Origin of the sequence: Marinomonas algicola (assembly GCF_014805825.1) — a bacterium.
GTDB lineage: Bacteria > Pseudomonadota > Gammaproteobacteria > Pseudomonadales > Marinomonadaceae > Marinomonas > Marinomonas algicola.
In genome coordinates this window covers 2086234-2109277 of the sequence record NZ_CP061941.1, presented here as the reverse complement: position 1 = coordinate 2109277, position 23044 = coordinate 2086234, and the positions used below count along the sequence as shown (strand labels likewise).

Below are 23044 nucleotides of genomic sequence, written 5' to 3'. Positions count from 1 at the left end.
GCTTGTTTGGCATTTCTGTAGTGGGTATCGACAAGTTTGACAAGACTCCTCCTTCTTCTAAATGTTCAGGCCTTCACCATGTCCCATCCATTACGATGGGCGTTGGGCTACTCGGCTCTGGCTTCCTGCTTCGCCCTACCTCCTGCATCCATGCAGTCGTATGCTGACTTCTGCTTAATCACATACCGAGTTACCCCGTCATGCGCTATCGGTTTCCATCTGGTTCGCTCTTTTCAGTCGATGACACTGAAAAGCCAAGGCACTTATAAACCAGAGCCTTACTGGTTAATGACCGATCGCGTATTAAGCAGATCTCCCCAGATAAGAACATGAACTTTCACTGCACTGCTGCATCATTTACGGTGGCCGTTAGATCACTTGGCTTCGTCGTCTTGTGCCAACTCGCCTTCAGCCTACGCCTCATATGATGTTCTTATTCATCAGCTCGCAGTTTTGCGTCCGGCTTCCTCCAGACCAATCCTTGCGGATAAGCCCTTGCCGTTCGCTAGTAGTTAACGTTTAATAACAGTATGTTATTTAAACGGTGATCTTCCTACAGAGGACTTTCACCTCATTAGTTCATGCCCATGCTGGGCGTACACAAGCGCATGTTGTCGGATTGGTTTTCCGCTGCGCTCCAAACCCGCCGCAAATGCGGGCGTTAGCTTACAAAAGGAAGTATTGAGTGTTTACACAGGAAGAAGTTAAGTCCTTCATTATCAAGTTAGGAAATAAGTGGTTTTTCCCGGATTTTTCAAACAAAATAACTTGGTATGTTGTGACATTGGGTGCTGGATTTATTCTCGTTCCAGAACCTATAAAGCTATTTTTTCTGAATTGGCTAATAGATATATTCAACCTTAATTCAGGGGTGCCGCTTGAACTTCCTGATCTGGAAGCAAGTACCGACTATACGGTAGGTATAGTTCTAATAGTTTTAGCATTGGCCCATAATCTCGGGCATAAGTACTTTTCCTTGGAAAAAGACAAGTTTGATCATGCAGTTTCGCAAGAATTAAAACATTCTGACCTTAAGCTTTTAGAGAAATTCTTGTTGGAGTTCCCTTCTGACTGTTCCAGCGCGATTTTACTGAAAGATCATGATTTTGGAAATTCCTTTAATCGGGACTATCTGAAAAATATTGATGATTTTACATATCGCTGGAATGGTGCTGAATATAAGTTTATGAACAAAGATATTGATGAAAAACGGGCTGTATTCCACTCGTTGTGTAAATCCTTTTTGGTGAAGATAGCCGAATATACGTCTCCGGTAGGTGCGAGCAACTTTTCTAGTGTCGTTCCTGACCACCTTAGAGGCGAATGGGACTTTCCAGACTGGGTGAAATCTCAAATTACAGAGCTTAATGAGATGGCTACTGAGGTTTACAGAACGCACCAAGAGTTTATTCTTTATGCAAAGAACGAGATATAAAGCTAACAATGCATTGCAGCGGACAAGCCGCTGAATGCGGCGTTAGCTGTTTCCGTATTTGACACAGGTAGGTGATGGAAAATTTTATACTAGAAATGGATAAAGGAGAGCTACATGTTCATCTTAATGGACTTGTCAGTTCGGAACTTGTAATCAAATTACTTAATAATAATATAATTGATATTCCACAAGGCTTTGACCTTGAAAAAGATCTCAATATCATAAAACCAGCTAAGAGTTTGTCTTCATACCTGAAACCTTGGGTTCTATTAAGGTTTGTTCCTAAAAGCAGATCAGATTTAACCTTGATTGTATTTGATGCATTTGAAAATCTAAGAAAGAGTAATGTGAGATTTGTAGAACTGCGAAATAGTGTTTTATATATAGCCTTGCTTAATGAAGTAAATGTCGACGTAGCAATGGCTTGGTTATTAGAAGATGTCTCAAGAGCATCTGAATTTTACAACATTAAGGCTGGCCTAATTCTTACGGTTACTAGAGGGGACTATTCACTAGAACAACTCCGATCACTGTTGAACGCTTATATCAAGTTAGGAAAGCCTGACTTAATTGTTGGATTAGACCTTGCTGGAAATGAAGACATTAACGTTTCTAGCTCACTAGCGTATGAGTTTGTTCGTGCTAAAACTGAATTTGGACTGAAAATAACCATTCATGCAGGTGAAACAGGAAATTTTGAAAACATAGTGATAGCTGTTAATGATTTCAAAGCTGATCGAATTGGTCATGGAACGGCTGCGATAAAATCCCAATCAACGTTGGAACTACTCAAAGAGAAAGACATATGCGTCGAAGTTTGTCCTATAAGTAATAGATTAACAAATGCAGTAGGTGAGAGTGAATCACACCCTGTAATTGAGTTTATAAATAATGAGGTGCCCTTTGTTATATGCTCAGACAACCCTTCCATTCACAGGTCCAGCATAACTCAAGATTATATTGAATTCTATCGTGAAACAAAGAGTTCATTACACATTAAAAAAATGCTGGATATACAAAAAAGATATAGCTTCATAAAAGGATTATCATGCAAATAAGGTTTGTTTCTAAGAATGAGTTCAAAGTGGCTGAAGTTCAAAAAATATTAGAGGGGACTGGCGTTACAATTGTTGCTGCAAAGCACTCAATTAACGAAATACAAACAGAGAATGTAAATGAATTAGTTAAAGATAAACTGTTAAAAGCATTCAAGAAAGTTGGACGTCCTGTGTTTGTAGAACATACTGGCCTTTATATAGACAGTTTGAATGGATTTCCCGGTGGTTTAACACAAATATTTTGGGATAAATTAAAAGCAGATAAATTTTCGACCTTACTAGGAAACGGAGACAATCTTGGGCTAGTTGCTAAAACAATTATAGGTTACTGCGATGCTAAAAAAATGTATTTCTTTGAAGGTGCAATAAAAGGCACTATATCTCCAGAACCAAAAGGAGATAGAAGCTTCCAATGGGATTGCATATTTATACCTGAAGGTGAAACAGAAACATTTGCTGAAATGGGTGATAAGAAAAATGAAATCTCAATGCGGAAAATCGCTTTTGACGAATTTAAATTTTTTTTAGAAAGGAATAAAAAATAATGGATCAACTGTTAAGGTCATTTAAAGAAGGCAATGTCATACTTTTTGTCGGCGCTGGTGTATCTATGAATCTTGGTTTGCCATCATGGGATTCATTAATTGACAAAATCGCTGAAGACTTGGGTTATGACCCAGAAATTTATAAGACGTTTGGGGATCATTTAGCTTTAGCTGAATACTATCGTTTAAAAATGGGAAGTATTGGGCCACTAAGAAGTTGGATGGATAGAAATTGGCATGCTTCAGATATTGATGTATCGACATCTAAAGTTCATGAGAATATAGCTAAAGCTGAATTTCCAATAATTTATACAACAAATTACGACCGTTGGTTAGAGTACGCTCTAGATCATTATAAAAAACCTTATACCAAAATATCTTCGGTTGCAGATTTAACAAAAGTAGATAGTAACAGCACTCAAATTGTTAAGTTTCATGGAGATTTTGATGATGATAAATCAATTGTATTAGATGAAACTAGTTACTTTGAACGTTTAGGTTTCGAAACTCCTTTGGATATAAAATTGCGTTCTGATGTATTGGGTAAGTCAGTCTTGTTTATTGGTTATAGTTTGGCTGATGTAAACATACGATTTCTTTTCTATAAGTTGTCGATGCTTTGGAAGGCTCATCACCTTGGCGAAGCACAGCCAAAATCATACATTTTCTCCCCAAAACCAAATCCAGTTCAAGAAAAAATTCTAGAGCAATGGGGCATTGATATGATTTCATCTGATATTGAGCATCCTGGTAAAGCGTTAGAGGATTTTCTCAGTAAATTCATAGACAACAGCTAACAAGCGCTTTAAACGGAACAAAAACAGTTGGTTAGGTTCCGCTTCGCTTCATATTATAACCAACAATTTTTGTCCGCTTAAGCGGGCGTTATGCTTAGACATTGCACTGAATCACGTTTGAAGGGATACGAACAGAAATGACCTTAAAGAAGATTACGATTGAGAATGTTAAAGGCATTTCAAGTAGAAATTTTGAACTAGATATATTGGCTAATAGGCCTAGTTTGTTGGTTGCGCCAAATGGGTTTGGTAAAAGCTCATTTGCGACTGCGTTTAAAAGCTTACAGACCAACAAGCTTTCGGTTCATGAAGATCACCATCACAGAAGTGACTCGGATCTATCGGCAAAGCTGACAATTGAATATGAAAATTCAGAAAATGCTGTTTTCACACTGGAAGCTGATGATACACATAATACAATTTCAGACCACTTTTCATGGTTCGTTATTAACAGTCAAATTAAAGCTAAAGGTGTTGGACGAAACTTTGGCGGTCGAACAACTGTAAGTGCGTCAATATCAGTGGATCCAGTAATACTGATAGAAACAATTCCGGAAAGAGAAATATTCAAATATTCTCACCGAAATCAAAAGGCTAGCTTTGGTTGTAACGGGAAGGTTCTGCCAAATATTTCACCTCATCTAGAAAACATAGAATTTATTAGCGTCCTTGGAGATAGATTCACTCTTTTTGACAGAATGTCTCAGGTAAGAAATCAGCGAAAAATCGAGGACTTTATCTCAGATGTTAACGCTCAAAACGGTACAGCAGAACAACTTCTAGAGTGGGTTTCTAATAATAAACTCGTTTATTTATCACAAATTGAACCTCTCAATGAAATATCAAACATAATCTTAAACGCCAATCTGGGGGTGGCTAGCCCTGCACTATCCTTTTTTATCGGTTTGCAGTTGCATGTCGTCTATACAGAAGACAAACCAAAATTCAAGAAAGCTCAGAAATACAGTAGTTATAAGCTAGAGAAGAATGAATACAAAGAAATGCTAGAAGCTTTTAACAGCTCATGGTGTAGGGTTGTGCCTAAAGAGTCTGGCAGGAAATTAATAGTTGAGTTTCCAAAAACTAATCATATTTCAAACGGTCAAAGAGATGTAATCACTTTTGTTGCATTGCTCTACCGAGCTCAAAAGAAGCTAACGGGTAGTAACTGTATTCTTATTATCGATGAAGTTTTTGACTATTTAGATGATGCTAACTTAGTTGCTGTTCAGTACTACATAACCAAATTAATCGATAAGTTTAAGGATGAAGGGCGTCGTTTATACCCTCTTATTCTGACCCATCTAAATCCGTACTATTTCAAGAATTTTGCTTTTAGCAAGCAAAAAGTTTACTACTTGGACAAAAGAGATATTCAGCCTAATACGGCAATGGTTAAGCTATTAAGAAAGAGAAATGAAGCCTCAATTAAGGATGATGTTTCGAAGTTTTTATTACATTTTCATAATAGTGAAATTAATAAGCGGGCAGAGTTTAATGCGCTTGACCTACGACAAACTTGGGGCGAAGGTGATAACTTCTATAGGTTCATTAGAGAGGAAGCTAGAAAGTACCTTGAGGATGGCGATAACTTCGACCCGTTGGCCGTTTGTTGCGCGGTAAGAGTTTCAGTTGAAAGGCATGCTTATGAGCTTCTTGCAGACCCCGCACACAAGCAGGAGTTTCTTGATACATTTAAAACACGTGATAAGCTTTCTTGTGCAGAAAATCATGGAGTTTCAATACCCGAGTATTTCTATTTATTAGGGGTTATTTATAACGACGGAATGCATTGGAGAGAGGGCCAAGATAACATTTCCCCTATAGCCGCCAAATTAGAAAATCAGACTATAAGAAGCTTGGTGCAGCAAGCGTTTGAGGCATAAATGCATAACAAGGCGCAGCACACTGACACATACTGCTACGCTCGTTTTTGTGTCTGTCGCTACGCTCCATTTTTACACAAAAACGCTCTCCGCATTATGTGCAGGTGAGCTTAGCGTTATGCTTACAAGGAAAGTATCGTGAAACTTGAACAAAAAATCCCACCATTAATTCTTGTTGGAATATTTGCAGCGCTTATGTTTATAACAGAGCAACTATTTGGCTCTTTGAATTTTTCATATACATTTAATGTTCTTGGCTTTTCGGTATTCATTTTGATCGGAGTGGGGCTTGCAGTTTCAGGCGTTAGCTCATTTAAAAAGCATAAAACCACAGTTAATCCTGTTAATACTAAAAACGTATCAGCCCTTGTTGACTCTGGAATTTTTAAATATACAAGAAACCCAATGTACGTGGGTATGCTTTCGTCTTTAATTGGTTATGCTGTATATTTGGCTAACCCTTTAAACATAATCTTACTTGGTTTGTTTATTTTGTATTTAAATAAATATCAAATTACTCCTGAAGAGGAATTTCTTGAAAAGCTATTTGGTAGAAATTATCAAATGTATAAAGATTCAGTTAGGCGTTGGCTGTAAATGTAAGCATAACAAGCTGGCAATCTAAGACACCCATTACTTTATGGCTTGCGTCACTGGTGTCGTCAGCGCAGAAAAAACAAAGGTTTTTTATTTACTAGATGATGGATTCCCATCCAACAAAAGCGAACGGTAATGGTTTGAGAGGGGAAATTAAGAGGGCTGGATATATATACAGTATTTCAATGTTGAAGATGGCTGCACGGGACGATTTTGGAAGGGCCGCTTTAAGTCTCAGGCGTTGTTAGATGAAGCCTCTGTTTTGTTGGGTGTTTTAACAATGGATGTCTATGGTAAATTTGCAAAACAAAAACGTTATATTTTTCTAATGATCGTCGTAATGCCCACCAATGGCGAAAATATATATACAGTCATCATCAAACTTATAAATTAGTCGATCTTTTTGTGAGATTCGTTTCGACCATAAGCTTGATAAATTATGTTTTAAAAGTTCTGGTTTACCTAAACCTTTACTTGGATCTGAACGCATCATTTCTTTCAGTATTTTGCATAAAGCTTTATGTAGCTTTTTATCTTTTTCTCTTAACTGCTCATAGATGAGCCAAGTTTTACCTTCAAAGGTTAACGATCTCATCTAATTGCTCTTGGGTTGGTTTATAGCCTTTATTTGCTGTGTGAGTTTTCATCGAGTCGGCAATTTGTTGCATCAAACTGCTGCTCTGTAAAACATGCAAAGTTTCTTGCTCTCGCTCCCAGTCATCGGCACTCATAACTACAAATGCATCGCCAGAACGTCTGGTTACTTTTATAGGTTCATGCTCACTAACTGTTTGTTCAACGTATGTTTTTAAGTTGTCTCTAAATTGATTTACACTTATGCTATCCATAATTAAAACCTCATTAATGTACGGTAATGCCGTACATTGTAGTTTAAAAAATATAACAAGTCACTCAAAAGGACAAATAACAGTTGGTTTTTGCTCCTTCGTCGCTTATTTTAACCAATTTGATCCTCGGAGTTTTAGCACTGCGCCACAGCCCTTTACTGGAAATAATACAGGCCACTCATTACTTTGTTGATGTTTTTTTGATCCCGGTCTAAACGAGAAAAAAACAAACTTAAGGATGAGGAATAAACGATGCCGAGAGCCAAATGGATTGGTCATCGACAAAATTGAATCTTCCTTCTTAGATTTATTCTGAGGATTACCCAGAACTCCAACTTTGGATTTTGTACTCATTTAAGTTAATGCGAAAGGCGATAGATAGTATGAATTATTTATTATTTACGGCAACACAGTCTTCAGAGGTTATTGGTCTTTTTAAAAGTGTATTCTCTGAAACAGAAGGGGAAGCCGAGGGGCAGGTGATTGCGGATTTCGTCTCAAACCTAATCACAACAACAAAGCGTGAAGACCTAATCGGCTGCATTGCTGAAAATAATGGAAGTATTGTTGGTTGTATCTTTTTTAGCCGATTGACCGTGCCGAGTGATGACGTTGCTTTTATTTTGTCGCCGGTTGCGGTGTTAACGGAGGTTCAAGGGCAAGGCATTGGTAAAACGCTTATAGAGTATGGTCTTGAGCATCTTAAGGCTCAGAATGTGAGTTTAGCCTTTACTTACGGTGATCCTGCTTATTATGCCAAATTTGGCTTTAAGCACATGGATGAAAATATCGTAAAAGCCCCTTGTCCATTGAGTCAGCCAATCGGTTGGCTCGCGCAATCATTAGATGGTCATTCCATTCAAGCGATGAAGGGTGCAACACAATGTGTCGATGCATTAAATGATCCAAGTTTATGGTAGAAACACACTGTTGTGCATGATGAACGAGTAGGAAAGTATTTGGTTCGTTAAATGATGACTGTGGTCGATTGCCTACCGATATTACATAAGCCGTAATACAGGAAGTAACACAGCACACCCACACGTTATTGATGCTTTCTTGTGTGGTGAAGGTTCTTTTTTATCTAGTCCTAATTAGGCGTGTATAACAGATTAGTAGTTATGGTACTTTGAGTAATACGTACACAACACAAGGTATAGCAATGAGTTCGAAAGTTGAGAATGCTTTAATTTGGATTAAACGTATTTTAGAAGACAATAATACGCCCTATCAAATTGTTGGTGGCTTTGCTGCTCATATTCATGGTGGTTCACGACCTGTTGCTGATATCGACTTATACATTCCAAAAGAGTGTGCATCTGAAATATTGATAAGCGCAGCTAACTATATTTCAAAGCCTTTAACACATTACATTGAGGGTTCATGGGATCTAGAGTATTTTCAACTATTATATCAAGAACAAAAAATTGAAATTGGTTTGTCGCCAGGAACAAAAATATTAAATAGAAAGAGCTTAAATTCAGATGATGAGTGGGTTGAACTAACGACAGATTACTCTAAGTCAATAATGAGACGTTATAACGGTATTGAGGTTCCTGTCATTCCAATTTCAGAGTTAGTGGCTTATAAAGGGTTATTAGGTCGAGACGTTGATTTAATTGATATTAGAGAGTTGAAAGCATTATCAGCGCCATAATAAGTTATTTATCAGGACAAAATACAGTTGGCTCTTTTCGTTCCTCAAGGAGAATAGTAAATGTTTATAGCGGTCTATGAGTTTGAAGTAAAAGATGGCATGGACGTCTCGTTTCGGGAAGCGTGGCTTGAAATGACAAAGGTAATATATCAAAAGTGCGGTAGTTTTGGGTCAAGGCTGCATGTATCAGACACGCCAAATGTTTTGGTGGGTTATGCGCAGTGGCCTAGCCGTGAGCAATGGGAAAAAGATCATAAATTAACGGGTGAACTTTATGAAAAAGCTCGTGAAGCCATGCGCAATTGCCTAGTGCAATCGAAAACAGTTTACAAGTTAGAAGTCAGTGAGGACTATTTACAGAATCATACCAGCCAGTCATAGTGACTGTTAATAAGGAAATGACATGAAACTTACTACATCAATGATATTGCTGCTCATCTCTACCATAACGTGGGCGGATACAGAAACCGACGTCCATCAGGCTATTATTGATAATTTTAAACATACTCAAAGTGAAGATACCGCCGCCGTAATGGGCGATCTAATTAAAATCAAAGACGATAGTATCATTCTGGTAAACTTCACTTCTTATCTCCGGAGAGACTAATGGATAAATATCTCGTTACTAAGGAAGAAATCGAAGAAATGGAAGGCATTTCAAAAACACACTTTCTTAATGAGAATGCCAAAAGAGTTAATAAATCACTTGGGGACCTAACGGGTTTAACGGGTTTTGGATTCCACATTATTGAGATTCAACCTAGCTACGAATCTACAGAATTTCATAAGCATTATCATGAAGATGAATGTGTTTATGTTTTGGAGGGGGTTGCTGAAGCACAAATAGGCGATCAAACCTATTCCATAAAGGCTGGTGATTTCTTGGGGTATCGCGCTGGTGGTGAAGCGCACAGTATACGTAATAGTGGCAATGGCATTTTGAAATGCATCGTTATTGGTCAGCGTCTCGATCATGATGTTGGCGATTACCCAAAACTGAATAAACGTATTTATCGTCAAAAAAATATGCCATGGAATCTTGTCGATATTGAAAACATTAGTGAGCCAAATGCGGGCAAAAAAGCATAACAGGAGATCCGTCGCTTTTAATCTTCTGTCCTCACAACACTCTAAATACGGTTACGTACTGAGTTACATTTAGCACAGTGAAATATGCGCTTTTTCATTGCGCTGTAATACTCCTCCGGCGTTCTTAATAGAGGCATTATTTAACGCGGTATAAACGTCTTGCTCTAGTGCACTGGGCCATTTTATCTACCCATCGCGTGCTTGATACTTTTGATGGTTTTCTACAATAAAAAACATACGGCTAGAAAAATTGAATCTTTGGTAAATGTAACTTATCGTGGGTTACACTATTGAATGACTAAGAGCAGGGCATTCAGCCTATTTGTACCAAGATGGAGTGTCTTTTTTGTGTTTACTTATCAAACCTCAAGGTTATCCGTGATCGAAATGTTCGGTGGATCACAGGAAACTGAAACCTTGGTGTCCATCATGCAATTGTTAACGCCACAAGTAGTGGCGAATTTACCTCCGCATTTTGCAAACATTGATTCGTTATCTGATGCACAGGGCTGGTATGAAAAAATGGTGACGGAAAGCCGTTTGTTTAGCATTAAGCTCGTTGGCGAAAACACGGTGATTGGTTTTGTTTTTGTATTTGAAGGAAACGATGCAAATGCTCATATTGGTTATCTTCTGGGTGAATTATACTGGGGTAAAGGCTACGCAACCGAAGTTCTGAAAGGGCTAATCGGTTTTATTGAACATGAAAATAAAATACAGCGATTAATTGCAGGCGTAGATAGGAATAACCTTTTGTCATCCAGGTTGCTCCATAAGCTTGGTTTTGTTGAGAGTGCCAGTGAAAACAGCGAAACCCTTTTCTATGAGTATTCATTGAGTCAGTATAAGTCATCATCCATGACTTAATAGATGTTTTTTTATCATCATCTCATCTGAAAAGAGCCACATTCACGGATGAAGTAAACAATTAGGTCAAAGACCAGGAATCAATCAGTTTTTACTTGCTTCCTGTTTACTTTGTTCAACGGATTAAAGCATCAACATGGTATGTTCTAATTCTGGGTGTCTTAGAAAGTAGCTTTTAGAAAGTAGCTTAAAAATCACACCCAGAATACCCTCTATTGGCGGCCAATATTTGGATGAGTACTCTTTAAAAATTCCACCAACTTAGGCACATTTTCACGAGCACTTCGTCCTGAACCAATCAAGGTTGCTGACCCCGGACTGGCCCAATCACCATAACCAAACAACCAAAGTCTCGGCTCTTTTATTGACTGACCATGAACGACCTTAACGGTATCATCTGACTCAATCACATTAAGTTGAGCTAAATGCCTTAGCTCAGGTTTGAAGCCAGTACACCAGATGATGGCATCAATATCTTCTTGGCTGCCATCAGGCCATACAACACCATGCTCAGTAAAACGTTCAAACATGCTAACAGTGTTAAGTTGCCCTTTATCATAGGCATTCTTGACCGTGGGTATCATAACAATATCCCCAATTCCGCCTACTGGGGTATCTGCTCCATTTGCGGTAATGCGAGCAGTAGCACGCTCAAATAAAACACGGCCATCGACGTCGTCTGGCAAGAATAAAGGCGCCTCGCGTGTTACCCAACTAACCCTAACTGTATAGGCTAACTCAGACACGATTTGAGCACCTGAGTTACCTCCACCAATTACAAGAACTCGCTTTCCTTTGTATGCTTCTGGGCCTTGATAGTGTGCTGAATGGCATTGTTTACCGAGATATGTGTTTTGTCCTTGGAAATGGGGAATTTTTTCATTACTCCAGGTACCGGTAGTGCTAACCATGAGTACTTACCATCACTGACGCGCAACGCATCGTTATCTCGTACAACAGTTTGCACCTGATGAGGTCTGTATATTGGTAATTGATAATGTTGCTCATAGTCTGCAAGATAGCTTAATACTTCAGACCGATGAGGGTATTCGCCTTCTGTTGCCTTAGGCATCAACCTTCCAGGTAACGAACTCATTGGTGCCGGTGAAAATAACCGCAATGAAGGCCATGTATGAAGCCATGCGCCGCCGCTGGTTTCTTGGTTGTCTAACATGATGAAGTCTAAGCCAGCACGTTTCAAATAATACCCAACTGATAGGCCAGCTTGGCCTGCACCAATAACAACGACATCAAATTGTTTGGTAGTCATAATTCTCCCCTGTTTTTCGATCACAAAATAACATAAATCACACCAATGTCTTAATTAATCTCACTAAGCTATTTCATTACGGTTATGGGTTCATTTGATCATTCTAATAAAGTGTACAAAAACGTTAGCAACAAAAAAGTGATACTGGACGGATCGCCGTGCCATTCAAGCCCGTGATAAGACGCCAATTCACCTTGTATCTTACTTGATAGTTATAATGCATTTCGCTTTTTTGAAATGTTAAACTACCTTTATATTCTAATTAGCTATTCCTGTATTAAGTTGTAATGATTTTTATCTTTTGGCCTTTTTCGTTTGTTTTACCTTTAAAATAAGCGACATGAGATGAGATTCATATAATTACTTTCTGTCAATGTGACTCGTACGATAATTTTTTAGTATGCTGATGGTAGTAGTATGAAGCTCACATCCTAATAATGGTATCAGTGAAGGGGATTTTATGTTCCATAAAATATTGTTTTCGTGTGGACTCATGATCGCTCCGTTTTTTTCAAATCTATATGCAGAAGAAGTCTTAATTTTCACAGAAGAATGGCCTCCATACAATTATACTGAGAAAGGAAAAATTACCGGAGTATCGACCGACGTAGTAAGGACCCTTCTTGAAAGACTCGATAAAGAGTATAAAATCGAGTTGTTACCCAGTATGAGAAGCTCCGATATGGTCACGAGTCGAGCCCACTCTATGATGTTTTCAATGTTTAAAACGCCTGAAAGAGAGCCCAATTATAAATGGATAGGCCCGCTAACGGATGGTTCAATCTACTTTTATAAAAAGAAAGGTTCAAACATAAAAATAGAAAACTTCGATGATATGAAAAATAGCCATTTGTGGATTTGTTCCAGACATGCGGGTTTGGTACACCGCTTACTTCAAAAACAGGGGTTTAAAAATTTAGACGATTCATCAACGAATGGACGTCAAATCTATAGAAAGCTGTTAGCTGGACGTTGTGATTTGGCCATTAGTGAGAGTGACCTTGGCGTACGACATATTCTTAAATCATTTGGCTTGAATATAGAAGAAGTATTTGAAAAAATACCTTTTCCGATCATTAAAGCAGACTTATACCTAGTCGCAAGCAAGGACTTTTCTGATGCAGAAATACAGCAGTGGCAGTCAGCATTAGATGCCATTAAATCTAATGGCGTTTATGAAAAAATAATCGATAAATATAATTAAGCCTCTTGTTCATTTACCCCGCTTTATCTCAATCGGTAAATAGCCCTCTCTTCTTTCCTTAAGAAGAGGTTATTCATTATGTAAAAAACGCCTTAATCGTTCAGTGGCCAGTAATAGGATGACACTCATAAATATAAGGGTGACGGGCAATGAAGCAAAGGTGAAAGGTTTTGCGATTAAACCGAGTAAGGGGGGAAATAGCATCAGCCCAACATAAGCCGATGCCATGGATAAACCAATGATGGTTTGTGAGGCTGTAGGTCCGAATCGATTCGGCGTTAAATGAATCGTGTTCGGAAAAATAGGTGCGCAACCTAGTCCAATCAATATTAAGCCAATTTTCGCTAGCTCGCCTGAAAGGGGCAGGGCAAGTAATAGACACCCAAGCAATATCATAATTACGCCAGAACGGATGAGGGTTTCTTCTGCTATTTTTTCGGCGATTACGCCACAAGTAAAGCGACCGATCGTAATGCCTGAGTAATACATGGCGACCCAAAATGCGGCGTCTGATGGTAGCAAGCTTTTTTCTGTAGTGAGATAACTTGCCGCCCACAGGCCGGTGCTCATTTCAATTGAGCAATAACAAAAAAATACCGTTAATTGGAGCGGAACGCCACTGATGTTGAGCGCTGAGATATTACTCACCAAAGGTGTGTTCATCTCTTGACTTTTCGATGGTTTAAGTAAAAACGTTTTCCAAAGAGGAAGGGATAAAAATAATACGGCAACAAGTAAAAACTGCACGAGAGCAATTATCATGTAGCCATCACGCCAGCCTTGATTTACGGCTAAAAAGTTTACCATTAGGAGTGGCCCTGCGGTCGCTCCTACTCCCCAAAATGAATGCAGATAATTCATGTGCTTGGATTTATAATGCAAGGCTACGAAGTTATTCAAGGCCGCATCCACAGCACCGGCGCCAATTCCTAATGGAATTGCCAAGAACACAAGTGCTAAGGCTATGTTTGCCATACTAAACCCAAGTAACGCCACCGCAGTCAGCAATACACTTAGTGCTACTACCTTACCGATCCCCAAGTAATGGATCATTTTAGTCACGTAAAGACTAGAGATTACTGTGCCAGCGCTAATGATAAAAGAAATAATACCAGCGAATTCCAAGGAAGCATTTAAATCGTTTTTCATAACGGGCCACGAAGAGCCAAGTATGGCATCAGGTAAACCTAAACTGATAAAGGCTATGTAGATGATGAAAAGCAATAACATGATGGTGTAGGCCTGTATTAATTTTTTAAAACAATACAATCTGACAGATTATAAATTGAACTATATAGTCTCTTTAATTATAACGATTCTATCAAAGCGTTTCTGTTGAGAAATGTTATACGAGAGTGAGTTCAATTGCTCGGCTTACTTCGCTAAAAAATTTAAACTCACTTACAGTCTGGCTCCTTTACAATTTAGGAAAAAATACAGTATTACTGTGACCCCACTAGCGAATCATTTGTTTGACCAATCGTCATAAATGTTGCTCCTCTTGGAGAAAAAAAGGTGAACAACCTATATTATGGTGATGAAAAGATGATATTCCTCTCAATCTTAGTATTATGTCTTCAATCATTTTATGGAGTAGTTAAATGAAAGCCGCATTTACAAGTGATAATATTGCTGGTGCATCCGCGTCGGTTTTTAACGCTATGATGGAAGCAGAGCAGGGCGATTCAATGCCTTATGGTAATGATGACACGACGGCGGAAGTAACGACTATGCTGTCTGACTTGTTTGAATGTGATGTGGATGTGTATTTGGTGTCTACTGGTACAGCGGCGAATGTCTTGAGTATTAGTGCGATGACGCCACCATGGGGTAGTGTGTTATGCCATTCAGAAAGTCACTTATTAAATGATGAAAGTTCGGCACCTGAGTTTTATACGAACGGAGCGCGTTTTGTTGGTGTGAGCGGTTCTGATGCAAAAATAAACCCTGTAGAGTTACAGCGTCTTGTGAATCAAAAGGTGGGGGACGTGCATTCTTGCCAACCTTCTGCGGTGAGTATATCTCAGGTTACCGAGGTGGGTAGTGTCTACAGCTTAGCTGAAATTAGAGCCATTACAGAGGTGGCAAAATTAGCTGGGTTGCCCGTTCATATGGATGGTGCTCGATTTGCGAACGCTTTATTGTCATTAGGTTGTACGCCAGCTGAAATGACGTGGAAATCAGGTATTGATATTGTTTCTTTTGGTGCAACCAAAAACGGCACTATGGCATCAGAAGCCATTGTTGTTTTCAACAAGCGTTTTTCAAAAGAACTTGGTTTTCGTCGTAAGCGGGGAGGGCATTTGCATTCAAAAATGCGTTTGCTGTCATCTCAAATGAAAGCGTATTTAACCGATGATCTGTGGCGTATAAATGCACAACATGCAAATGATATGATGGCCTTAATGCAGGCCGGTTTGGCCCGTGTGCCAGGCATTAAAATTCAGACACCTGCTCAAGCGAATATGTTGTTTTGTACCTTACCTGTAGGTATGGCCGATTATTTAATGGCAGAAGGCTTTGCGTTTGGATGGGGTCGTTGGGAGGAAGGTGTTGTTCGTTTGGTGACTTCCTTTAGAACGAACCAAGAAGCTGTCGAGGCCTTCATTGAAAGTGCGAACCGTTTTGAGGTGAGTCGTGTTTAAAATAGGTAATGAGTTAGGAATTCCCTTCAATTGAGTAAAGGTTTATAAATATGGAATATTTAGAATATATTTTAAATGTACAAGTACTGATTTTGGTGCTGGTCGTGGTGTTGCTAAAAAACTCTATTAAATTTGTGCCTCAGAATCAGGCCTATGTGATTGAACGTTTTGGCAAATATCAATCGACTAAAGAAGCTGGGTTGAATTTCATCGTACCTTTTATTGACCGTATATCGGCGGATCGCTCTTTGAAAGAACAAGCTGTTGATGTACCAGAGCAAAGTGCAATTACCAAAGATAATATTTCATTACACGTCGATGGCGTTTTGTATTTCCGCGTATTGGATGCTTATAAAGCGACTTACGGTGTTGATAATTATGTTTTCGCAGTCACTCAACTTGCGCAAACAACGATGCGTTCAGAGCTCGGTAAGATGGAGTTAGATAAAACCTTTGAAGAGCGTGATCTTTTGAACACCAATATTGTTGCCGCAATTAATGATGCGGCTGGCCCATGGGGTATACAGGTATTGCGTTATGAAATTAAAGACATCATTCCTCCGCAATCTGTTATGCAAGCCATGGAAGCACAAATGAAAGCAGAACGTGTAAAACGTGCGCAGATTTTGGAATCAGAAGGAGACCGCCAAGCGGCTATTAATCGTGCAGAAGGCGAAAAAGCCTCTGTTGTATTAGCGGCAGAAGCAGACAAAGAAGAGCAAGTTCTACGTGCTGAAGGTGAAGCTAAAGCCATTGTAGCGGTTGCTTCGGCTCAGGCTGAAGCGTTGCGTCAAGTAGGTGAAGCCGCTGCAACGGAAGAAGGGCAAAAAGCCATTCAGCTGGATTTGGCGACTAAATCGATTGATGCTAAGCGAGCGATTGCGAAAGAATCTTCTGTGGTTTTATTGCCCGATGGTGGAACGGATGCCGCCTCTGTGGTTGCACAAGCCATGACAATCATTCAGAAAATGTCAAAAGGGAGCTAAGCATGGATTTCTTTACCAATAATCTGGCGCAAAGCTTTTTCGTTGTAGGTTTGATTTTGCTGGTAATTGAAGTTGCGGTATTAGGCTTTTCTACATTTGTGCTTTTTTTTGTTGGTTTAGCTGCATTAGTGACGGGTGTATTACTGTATTCCAACCTTTTGCCAAACAGTGTTCTTAGCGCTATGTTAAGTACTGGGGTGCTTACCTTACTTGCTGCGGCTGTTTTGTGGCGGCCCTTAAAAAAGATGCAATCAGGTGTCAGCCCTAAAAAAGCTCAAGGCGATTTAGTCGGACATCGTTTTATTTTGCAAGAGGATGTCTCTCCAACTCAACTAAGTATGTATCATTATTCTGGTGTGAATTGGAAGTTGCTCAGTGTAACATTTATTTCAGCGGGGACGAGAGTAGAAGTAACAGATGCCGAAGTAGGTGCTTTCCATATTAAAGTCGTTGAATAGATGATTTGAAGAATGCGCTCCTCTGTGTCACAAGAGAAAATTATAACGCCAAGTTTGATCTTTTTAGTCAAGCTTGGCGTTTTTTAATGCCGCCTCTATTACCCGCGTAGATTCAGCTCAATCCGATAAAAATGCAGAGTATAGCTAACTGGCTTTTGCTGAGAATGGAGTAAAATGGCTAAATTGTATAAGGAGTAGTAGACATTGATAAAAATTGAGGCATTCTTGGTCAACGCCTTTACTTCAAATGGAAGCGGTGGGAACCCTGCAGGCGTTGTATTACATTCCGATAATTTGTCTAACGAAGAAAAATTAAAAATTGCGCAAGAAGTTGGTTATTCAGAAACGGCTTTTGTATCTAAAGATACAGAAGTGGATTTTGAATTGTCTTTTTTTACTATTACGGGTGAAGTTGATTTCTGCGGTCACGCAACTCTGGCGGCATTTTCTACAATGTATAAAGAGGGCATAGTCGTAGAAGGTCAATATATTCAAAGGACAAAAGCGGGATTGCTCGCTGTTACCATAGCGTTAAATGGCAAAATAGTGATGCAACAAAAGCAACCTAAATGCCTTGGACAATTGGACTGTACGACGGTATCCAGCTTGATTGGCATTGATACTAGACTACTTGAGTCCACTCTACTTCCCATAGAAGTTGTTTCAACGGGTTTGCCCGATATTATTGTTCCTGTTCCATTAGGCTATCTAAATCAAATTCAAGTAAATGATGAGTTACTCAGTCTCTTCTGTAAGAAACATGCGTTAGTGGGCCTGCATGCGTTTGAGTTGTGCGAGGAGGAAAGTAAATTGACTGCCAGTTGCCGCAACTTTGCGCCTTTGTTTGGGATACAAGAAGAGTCTGCAACTGGAAGCTCTAGCGGAGCATTAGCATGCTATTTAAGTAAACATATATTCCTAAACCCGTTGAATGATTTTATTTTTGAGCAAGGCAGAGCAATGAACCGTCTTTCAATTATTACGGCATCAGTTGAATCAAATGAATCTGGAATCATCAGGGTGACGGTTGGTGGGTTTGCGCAACGGATAGGGCGACAGCACATTTATTTGAAGCAATAAAAAGGCCGCTTTTGACAGCGGCCTTTTAGCAAGCAAAAAATATTCAGTCTTGCTTATATCTTAAGCTACATTACTTTTATTGCTGTTTACAACAAATTGATTAACCGTCGCCAAAATCGCCTGGATGGAAGCAGAGACAATATCGGCGTCAATGGCCACGCCATTATAACGATCACCATTGATATTCATTTGAATATAAGCAATCGCGTTGGAGTCACTACCAATAGTAAGAGCATGTTCTGAATACTGAGTAACGTCCATGGTTATATCAAATTGTTTGGCTAGCGCATTAGCAAAAGCTGAGATAGTACCGTTGCCTTCGCCTGTGATGCTGATGGTTGAACCTGATGAACTGATATCCGCACGGATGCTATCACCATCATCTTTTTGTAATTCGTAGCGACCTAATGCATAAGGTGCTGAACCAGTGATGTAGGTGCTTTCAAATAAGGACTTCATAGACTCAGTAGTAACAACGCCGCCATCTTCTTCTGCAAATTTTTGGATGATTGGGCTGAATTCTACTTGCAACCAACGTGGCAATGATAAGCCATATTCTTGTTCAAGGCTGTACGCAATGCCACCTTTACCGGACTGGCTATTAACACGGATAACTTCTTGATAGCTACGACCTACATCACGAGGATCGATTGGTAAGTAAGCCACATCCCAAGGTTTGTCTTCTGTTTGGTTGTCTAAGCATTTTTTAATGGCGTCTTGGTGAGAGCCTGAGAAGGCGGTGAAAACCAATTCACCTGCATAAGGGTGGCGTGGATGAACAGGCAATTGTGTGCATGATTGAACCACACTGACAATTCTATCCATATTACCTAATTGTAATTGAGGATCAACGCCTTGACTGTACATATTCATTGCCATAGTAACGATACACATATTGCCTGTACGCTCACCATTGCCTAACATTGTGCCTTCGATGCGATCAGCGCCAGCCATTAAGCCAAGTTCAGCGGCGGCCACACCGCAGCCACGGTCATTGTGAGTGTGTAAGCTGATAATTAATGATTCACGATTTTTCACTTCTCGGCAGAACCATTCTATTTGATCTGCAAATCGGTTAGGTGTTGTGACTTCGACCGTTGCAGGTAAGTTGATAATAATTTTATTTTCTGGAGTAGGCTGCCATACCTCAGCGACAGCATTAACGACTTCTACTGCATAGTCTGTTTCTGTACCAGTGAAGCTTTCAGGGGAGTATTGGAACACCCACTCCGTTTCGGGGTGTTTTAATGCATGTTCTTGAACGCACTTTGCGCCATTAACCGCAATATCCATAATACCTTTTTTATCTAAGCGGAATACCTGCTCACGCTGTGTTTTAGACGTCGAGTTATACACGTGTACAATGGCTTTTTTAGCGCCTTTTAATGACTCATAGGTACGAGCGATAAGTTCTGGTCTAGCTTGCGTCAATACTTGGATATATACGTCATCAGGAATATCTGTTTCTTCAATAATCCAGCGAACGAAATCAAAATCCAATTGCGATGCGGCAGGAAAGCCAACTTCAATTTCTTTGAATCCAACATCTAGCAGCATTTTGAACATGACTTTTTTTTGTTCAACTGTCATAGGTTCTACAAGTGCTTGGTTGCCATCTCTTAGATCGACACTAGACCAAATGGGTGCTTGAGTGATTTCTTTATCAGGCCAAGTTCGATTGGTAATGTGAACTGGTTGAAAAGGAGTGTACTTAGTATGGGTAAATACTGACATGGTTCGTCCTCTAAACATGCGATGCGCACTTAATTGTTATTGTGTGTCATAGGGTTATACGACTCGATAAGCAAATCATACAGAATTTTCTGAGGTAATAAATTGCGTTTTTTCTATTAAATGTGTTTATTTTAGCAATAATATAGCGAATAATCATATCATATTGAAATTAATGGTTGTTTATATGCATCTTGACAGAATTGATATAAGTATATTGACTGAAATACAGCAAGATTCTAGCTTAACAAATCAGGAGCTTTCTGATCGAGTAGGCCTGTCACCCTCACCTTGTTTAAGGCGAATGAAAGCTCTGGAAGAATCGGGCATTATTGACCGACGAGTGACGTTATTGAATCAGCGAAAGCTTGGGCTAACATTAACCGCTTTTATTCAAATAAGTATGGATAGGCATACACCTGACCGGTTTGAAGTGTTTGAGACCTTGATGACATCCTATCCAGAAGTAAAGTCAGTCAGTTTGGTTACTGGTCAGTCGGCAGACTACTTAGTTGAAGTCGTAGTGGAAGATATGGATAAATATCAAGAATTTCTTTTAGGAAGATTAACCCGAATAGAAGGTGTTACAGGGGTTCATTCGAGCTTTTTATTAAGAAAAATAATGAATAGAACGGCTCTTCCTCTGACGCATTTAGTGCAAACTATAAATAAATGATGATAAAGTTTGTTGACGAACTTGAGTTTTGTAGAAGTTGCCTCAATCATAGGTAAGTCCGTTTTTTAATTGTGAGAATAGTTATTTTATGAATGCATTGACCGTTAAACGTCGAGTTGTTGTCCCAATGAGAGCGGGAGAAGTCATGGCCGAGTTTGTGTCATTTGATGGTGATGATTCTGGGAAAGAGCATATTGCTATTTATTGCGATGGTGTCTCTGATAAAAAGCCAAGCATCCCTTTGGTTAGATTGCATTCAGAGTGTTTAACTGGGGATGTCTTTGGCTCTGGTCGATGCGATTGCGGTGAACAACTTGATGAAGCGATTGACTTGATCAATCAAGAAGGCGGCTATATCCTTTATTTAAGACAGGAAGGTCGTGGTATAGGTCTTTATGCCAAACTGGACGCTTACGCGTTACAAGACCAAGGGTATGATACGTATCAAGCAAATGAAATGCTCCACTTGCCAGATGACGGCCGTGATTTTTCTGTTGGTGCAGAGATGTTAAAAGCATTGGGGGTTACTGACATTCGCTTATTGACCAATAATCCTGATAAAGCGAGCCAACTTATTGAAAACGGGATAAACGTGTCTGAATTGGTTCCAACCTCTGTTCATGTAAATAAACATAACAGACAGTATTTAGAAACTAAGGCCAAACGTAAGCATCATACGATAAATTTTATGGATAAATAGTCTAAGTCAATCTAAAGTGTAAAGTCACGATTCAGGTTGTTTGTGGTTTTCTTTTTTCTAATTTATGACGTGTTTTTTAATAGAGCAATTTTTTTGATGTCTAGATCGCAGGTAGCTAAAACGCTACGGCTTCTTTGGTGTTTCTAGATTCATGGTTGAATGTCAAAAGCAACGATGTTAATAGCGATAAGATAGGTCATCAGAACGATGACCTATCTTATCAGTGCTTATTTAGCGCGTGACTTTGCTTTTGCTTTTTTTCTTGCTTTTTCTTTTCTTTTTTCCTCAGCTTTAATCACGGATTTAGGGATGGCTTTCGCTTTCTTTTTCCCTTTAGTCAGAGACGCCACTCTTACTTTTTGCTTTGCTTCTAACCCTGCGACTCTGGAAAATTTAATCGGAGCTAGCATGTAACGCTGAATTTTTTCAATAGCAGGTAAGTCATTAATGTCGATTAAGGATATGCAAACACCTGGCTCGCCTTCACGGGATGCGCGCCCAGCTCTATGTATATAAGAATCGGCTTTTGGTGGTAACCGTAAATTAATTACGGTATTTATTTCTGGTAGATCAATTCCTCGTGATGCAACATCTGTGGCAACCAAGACTTTTAAACGGCCACGCTTCATTTGTTTTAAATGCTCGCTGCGATCGCTTTGTTTCATCTCGCCATGCAAGCCATCGCACATAATATTCAGGTCACGTATTTTTTGGACCCATACGTCCACATGGTCACGATTGGAGACGAATAAAACGGCTTGTTTTACATTTTCATCTTTTAAAATATGCTCTAAAAAACGTAATTTATGATTATCGTCGTCAACACGATAGGCCACTTGTTTGATTTGCTTCGGTACTGTTCTCGATGAGTCTCCAAGGCGTATTTGTTGTGCGTCAGCTCTTAGCAGTTGAGAGGATAAAAAACCGATCTTTTCGCCTTCAAGAGTGGCTGAAAACATAAGGGTCTGATGTTCTTTGGGCAAGAGTTTAGATAGTTTTAGTATCGAGTCAGAAAAGCCCATGTCCAGCATTCTATCGGCTTCATCGATAACGAAGTAAGTAACGTCGGAGAGGTCGAGCCAATTCTTTTCATCTAATTCTAATAGTCTTCCTGGGGTGGCAATTAAAATGTCGCAATTTTCGGAAAGCTGTTGTTCTTGCATTCCATAAGGCGTTCCACCAATAATAAGTTGAGTCGTAAAATGTGTGTTTTGTATTAATGATTCGGTAAAATTAAAAATTTGTCGTGCCAGTTCTCGGCTAGGCGCTAAAACGAGAATTTTGGGCGCATAGGTGGCAGGCTCATTTCTATCAAGTAAATGCTGAATGGCTGGTGCCATAAAGGCAAGTGTTTTGCCTGTTCCTGTTGGTGCTGTTGCTAATATATCATCTCCATCCATAGCCGCTGGAATGGCTTCTTCTTGCACAGGGGTTGGAGAAGTAAAGCCAAGCTGTTGGATGGCCAGTTCAATTGTGTTATCTAAGTCTAAAACGTCAAATGACATGCATTATCTC

The 23044-nt window shown here is 39.4% G+C and carries 26 protein-coding genes and 1 pseudogene; 20 read left to right on the top strand and 7 right to left on the bottom strand.

Annotated features, from left to right (window positions below):
• Window positions 1-685 precede the first annotated feature (685 nt).
• The 7 genes and pseudogenes from IEZ33_RS09595 to IEZ33_RS21015 form a co-directional block, all read left to right on the top strand.
• Complete coding sequence (locus IEZ33_RS09595) at window positions 686-1435, top strand: hypothetical protein (RefSeq protein WP_191603426.1); 750 nt, start codon at window positions 686-688, stop codon at window positions 1433-1435.
• 74 nt (window positions 1436-1509) lie between these two features.
• A complete protein-coding gene (locus IEZ33_RS09590) occupies window positions 1510-2493 on the top strand; it encodes an amidohydrolase family protein (RefSeq protein WP_191603425.1) in 984 nt (327 codons plus the stop codon).
• Window positions 2494-2519: 26 nt separating this feature from the next.
• Entirely contained in the window at window positions 2520-3038 is a 519-nt protein-coding gene (locus IEZ33_RS09585) for a non-canonical purine NTP pyrophosphatase (protein ID WP_240009679.1), read from the top strand.
• Window positions 3038-3835: an SIR2 family NAD-dependent protein deacylase gene (locus tag IEZ33_RS09580; protein ID WP_191603423.1), complete on the top strand. Its 798-nt coding sequence runs from the start codon at window positions 3038-3040 to the stop codon at window positions 3833-3835. Before IEZ33_RS09585 ends, IEZ33_RS09580 begins: the two co-directional genes overlap by 1 nt.
• Window positions 3836-3972: 137 nt before the next feature.
• Entirely contained in the window at window positions 3973-5721 is a 1749-nt protein-coding gene (locus IEZ33_RS09575) for a hypothetical protein (RefSeq protein ID WP_191603422.1), read from the top strand.
• A gap of 138 nt (window positions 5722-5859) precedes the next feature.
• Window positions 5860-6318 (top strand): methyltransferase family protein, encoded by a 459-nt coding sequence (locus IEZ33_RS09570; RefSeq protein ID WP_206696930.1) that lies wholly within the window; start codon window positions 5860-5862, stop codon window positions 6316-6318.
• Window positions 6319-6502: 184 nt separating this feature from the next.
• Window positions 6503-6607: pseudogene (locus IEZ33_RS21015) on the top strand (transposase); the annotation flags it as partial.
• Between the two features lie 36 nt (window positions 6608-6643).
• On the opposite strand, the gene IEZ33_RS09565 reads toward IEZ33_RS21015, so the two are convergent.
• Together IEZ33_RS09565 and IEZ33_RS09560 are read right to left on the bottom strand one after the other, a co-directional pair.
• Entirely contained in the window at window positions 6644-6913 is a 270-nt protein-coding gene (locus IEZ33_RS09565; RefSeq protein WP_191603421.1) for a Txe/YoeB family addiction module toxin, read from the bottom strand.
• Window positions 6894-7166 (bottom strand): type II toxin-antitoxin system Phd/YefM family antitoxin, encoded by a 273-nt coding sequence (locus IEZ33_RS09560; RefSeq protein ID WP_191603420.1) that lies wholly within the window; start codon window positions 7164-7166, stop codon window positions 6894-6896. Before IEZ33_RS09560 ends, IEZ33_RS09565 begins: the two co-directional genes overlap by 20 nt.
• 383 nt (window positions 7167-7549) lie before the next feature.
• On the opposite strand from IEZ33_RS09560, the gene IEZ33_RS09555 reads away from it, so the two are divergent.
• The 6 genes from IEZ33_RS09555 to IEZ33_RS09530 all read left to right on the top strand — a co-directional run bounded on the left by IEZ33_RS09555 (window position 7550) and on the right by IEZ33_RS09530 (window position 10779).
• Window positions 7550-8086 carry a GNAT family N-acetyltransferase gene (locus IEZ33_RS09555; RefSeq protein ID WP_191603419.1) on the top strand — a complete coding sequence of 179 codons (537 nt, stop codon included), beginning with the start codon at window positions 7550-7552 and terminating at the stop codon, window positions 8084-8086.
• A 242-nt stretch (window positions 8087-8328) separates the two neighbouring features.
• On the top strand, window positions 8329-8823 hold the full coding sequence (locus tag IEZ33_RS09550) for a nucleotidyltransferase domain-containing protein (protein WP_191603418.1): 495 nt from the start codon (window positions 8329-8331) through the stop codon (window positions 8821-8823).
• A 60-nt stretch (window positions 8824-8883) separates the two neighbouring features.
• Window positions 8884-9204, top strand: coding sequence for an antibiotic biosynthesis monooxygenase family protein (locus tag IEZ33_RS09545; protein ID WP_191603417.1), 321 nt, complete (start codon window positions 8884-8886; stop codon window positions 9202-9204).
• 22 nt (window positions 9205-9226) lie between these two features.
• A complete protein-coding gene (locus IEZ33_RS09540) occupies window positions 9227-9430 on the top strand; it encodes a hypothetical protein (RefSeq protein WP_191603416.1) in 204 nt (67 codons plus the stop codon).
• Window positions 9430-9912: a cupin domain-containing protein gene (locus tag IEZ33_RS09535; RefSeq protein WP_191603415.1), complete on the top strand. Its 483-nt coding sequence runs from the start codon at window positions 9430-9432 to the stop codon at window positions 9910-9912. Before IEZ33_RS09540 ends, IEZ33_RS09535 begins: the two co-directional genes overlap by 1 nt.
• Before the next feature lie 348 nt (window positions 9913-10260).
• On the top strand, window positions 10261-10779 hold the full coding sequence (locus tag IEZ33_RS09530; protein WP_191603414.1) for a GNAT family N-acetyltransferase: 519 nt from the start codon (window positions 10261-10263) through the stop codon (window positions 10777-10779).
• A 212-nt stretch (window positions 10780-10991) separates the two neighbouring features.
• Here the strand turns inward: IEZ33_RS09530 and IEZ33_RS20865 are convergent, their stop codons facing one another.
• Entirely contained in the window at window positions 10992-11654 is a 663-nt protein-coding gene (locus IEZ33_RS20865; RefSeq protein WP_275672806.1) for a SidA/IucD/PvdA family monooxygenase, read from the bottom strand.
• Window positions 11555-12049 carry an FAD-dependent oxidoreductase gene (locus IEZ33_RS20860; RefSeq protein ID WP_206696929.1) on the bottom strand — a complete coding sequence of 165 codons (495 nt, stop codon included), beginning with the start codon at window positions 12047-12049 and terminating at the stop codon, window positions 11555-11557. The genes IEZ33_RS20865 and IEZ33_RS20860 overlap by 100 nt, the downstream gene beginning before the upstream one ends.
• 460 nt (window positions 12050-12509) lie before the next feature.
• Between IEZ33_RS20860 and IEZ33_RS09520 the strand changes: the two genes are divergently transcribed.
• The gene (locus tag IEZ33_RS09520) at window positions 12510-13253 is read left to right on the top strand and encodes a substrate-binding periplasmic protein (RefSeq protein ID WP_191603413.1); all 744 of its coding nucleotides are present in this window, start codon (window positions 12510-12512) and stop codon (window positions 13251-13253) included.
• Window positions 13254-13322: 69 nt separating this feature from the next.
• On the opposite strand, the gene IEZ33_RS09515 is transcribed toward IEZ33_RS09520, so the two are convergent.
• Entirely contained in the window at window positions 13323-14483 is a 1161-nt protein-coding gene (locus IEZ33_RS09515; protein WP_191603412.1) for an MFS transporter, read from the bottom strand.
• Window positions 14484-14854: 371 nt separating this feature from the next.
• Here IEZ33_RS09515 and IEZ33_RS09510 point away from each other — a divergent pair, with 371 nt between their 5' ends.
• From IEZ33_RS09510 to IEZ33_RS09495, 4 genes are all read left to right on the top strand, one after another.
• Window positions 14855-15898, top strand: a complete 1044-nt coding sequence (locus IEZ33_RS09510; RefSeq protein WP_191603411.1) for a threonine aldolase family protein — start codon at window positions 14855-14857, stop codon at window positions 15896-15898.
• Between the two features lie 50 nt (window positions 15899-15948).
• Window positions 15949-16884 carry an SPFH domain-containing protein gene (locus IEZ33_RS09505; RefSeq protein ID WP_191603410.1) on the top strand — a complete coding sequence of 312 codons (936 nt, stop codon included), beginning with the start codon at window positions 15949-15951 and terminating at the stop codon, window positions 16882-16884.
• 2 nt (window positions 16885-16886) lie between these two features.
• Window positions 16887-17342, top strand: a complete 456-nt coding sequence (locus tag IEZ33_RS09500; protein ID WP_191603409.1) for an NfeD family protein — start codon at window positions 16887-16889, stop codon at window positions 17340-17342.
• Window positions 17343-17546: 204 nt separating this feature from the next.
• The gene (locus IEZ33_RS09495; protein ID WP_240009678.1) at window positions 17547-18422 is read left to right on the top strand and encodes a PhzF family phenazine biosynthesis protein; all 876 of its coding nucleotides are present in this window, start codon (window positions 17547-17549) and stop codon (window positions 18420-18422) included.
• A 60-nt stretch (window positions 18423-18482) separates the two neighbouring features.
• Here the strand turns inward: IEZ33_RS09495 and leuA are convergent, their stop codons facing one another.
• Complete coding sequence (gene leuA / locus IEZ33_RS09490; RefSeq protein ID WP_191603408.1) at window positions 18483-20156, bottom strand: 2-isopropylmalate synthase; 1674 nt, start codon at window positions 20154-20156, stop codon at window positions 18483-18485.
• A gap of 184 nt (window positions 20157-20340) precedes the next feature.
• Here leuA and IEZ33_RS09485 point away from each other — a divergent pair, with 184 nt between their 5' ends.
• Both IEZ33_RS09485 and ribA read left to right on the top strand, forming a co-directional pair.
• On the top strand, window positions 20341-20829 hold the full coding sequence (locus tag IEZ33_RS09485; protein WP_191603407.1) for an Lrp/AsnC family transcriptional regulator: 489 nt from the start codon (window positions 20341-20343) through the stop codon (window positions 20827-20829).
• Window positions 20830-20917: 88 nt separating this feature from the next.
• Window positions 20918-21529 carry a GTP cyclohydrolase II gene (gene ribA, locus IEZ33_RS09480; protein ID WP_191603406.1) on the top strand — a complete coding sequence of 204 codons (612 nt, stop codon included), beginning with the start codon at window positions 20918-20920 and terminating at the stop codon, window positions 21527-21529.
• A gap of 227 nt (window positions 21530-21756) precedes the next feature.
• Here the strand turns inward: ribA and IEZ33_RS09475 are convergent, their stop codons facing one another.
• Window positions 21757-23034 carry a DEAD/DEAH box helicase gene (locus IEZ33_RS09475; RefSeq protein ID WP_191603405.1) on the bottom strand — a complete coding sequence of 426 codons (1278 nt, stop codon included), beginning with the start codon at window positions 23032-23034 and terminating at the stop codon, window positions 21757-21759.
• Between the last annotated feature and the right edge of the window lie 10 nt (window positions 23035-23044).

What these genes read in the sequence shown, in the direction of transcription:
- IEZ33_RS09505 (WP_191603410.1), top strand. Translation starts at nt 15,949, where the DNA reads ATGGAATATTTAGAATATATTTTAAATGTACAAGTACTGATTTTGGTG.
- IEZ33_RS09575 (WP_191603422.1), top strand. Translation starts at nt 3,973, where the DNA reads ATGACCTTAAAGAAGATTACGATTGAGAATGTTAAAGGCATTTCAAGT.
- IEZ33_RS09550 (WP_191603418.1), top strand. Translation starts at nt 8,329, where the DNA reads ATGAGTTCGAAAGTTGAGAATGCTTTAATTTGGATTAAACGTATTTTA.
- IEZ33_RS09545 (WP_191603417.1), top strand. Translation starts at nt 8,884, where the DNA reads ATGTTTATAGCGGTCTATGAGTTTGAAGTAAAAGATGGCATGGACGTC.
- IEZ33_RS09520 (WP_191603413.1), top strand. Translation starts at nt 12,510, where the DNA reads ATGTTCCATAAAATATTGTTTTCGTGTGGACTCATGATCGCTCCGTTT.
- IEZ33_RS09565 (WP_191603421.1), bottom strand. Translation starts at nt 6,913, where the DNA reads ATGAGATCGTTAACCTTTGAAGGTAAAACTTGGCTCATCTATGAGCAG.
- IEZ33_RS09535 (WP_191603415.1), top strand. Translation starts at nt 9,430, where the DNA reads ATGGATAAATATCTCGTTACTAAGGAAGAAATCGAAGAAATGGAAGGC.
- IEZ33_RS09515 (WP_191603412.1), bottom strand. Translation starts at nt 14,483, where the DNA reads ATGTTATTGCTTTTCATCATCTACATAGCCTTTATCAGTTTAGGTTTA.
- ribA (WP_191603406.1), top strand. Translation starts at nt 20,918, where the DNA reads ATGAATGCATTGACCGTTAAACGTCGAGTTGTTGTCCCAATGAGAGCG.
- IEZ33_RS09500 (WP_191603409.1), top strand. Translation starts at nt 16,887, where the DNA reads ATGGATTTCTTTACCAATAATCTGGCGCAAAGCTTTTTCGTTGTAGGT.
- IEZ33_RS09560 (WP_191603420.1), bottom strand. Translation starts at nt 7,166, where the DNA reads ATGGATAGCATAAGTGTAAATCAATTTAGAGACAACTTAAAAACATAC.
- IEZ33_RS09540 (WP_191603416.1), top strand. Translation starts at nt 9,227, where the DNA reads ATGAAACTTACTACATCAATGATATTGCTGCTCATCTCTACCATAACG.
- IEZ33_RS09590 (WP_191603425.1), top strand. Translation starts at nt 1,510, where the DNA reads ATGGAAAATTTTATACTAGAAATGGATAAAGGAGAGCTACATGTTCAT.
- IEZ33_RS09510 (WP_191603411.1), top strand. Translation starts at nt 14,855, where the DNA reads ATGAAAGCCGCATTTACAAGTGATAATATTGCTGGTGCATCCGCGTCG.
- IEZ33_RS09475 (WP_191603405.1), bottom strand. Translation starts at nt 23,034, where the DNA reads ATGTCATTTGACGTTTTAGACTTAGATAACACAATTGAACTGGCCATC.
- IEZ33_RS20860 (WP_206696929.1), bottom strand. Translation starts at nt 12,049, where the DNA reads ATGACTACCAAACAATTTGATGTCGTTGTTATTGGTGCAGGCCAAGCT.
- IEZ33_RS09555 (WP_191603419.1), top strand. Translation starts at nt 7,550, where the DNA reads ATGAATTATTTATTATTTACGGCAACACAGTCTTCAGAGGTTATTGGT.
- IEZ33_RS09485 (WP_191603407.1), top strand. Translation starts at nt 20,341, where the DNA reads ATGCATCTTGACAGAATTGATATAAGTATATTGACTGAAATACAGCAA.
- IEZ33_RS09580 (WP_191603423.1), top strand. Translation starts at nt 3,038, where the DNA reads ATGGATCAACTGTTAAGGTCATTTAAAGAAGGCAATGTCATACTTTTT.
- leuA (WP_191603408.1), bottom strand. Translation starts at nt 20,156, where the DNA reads ATGTCAGTATTTACCCATACTAAGTACACTCCTTTTCAACCAGTTCAC.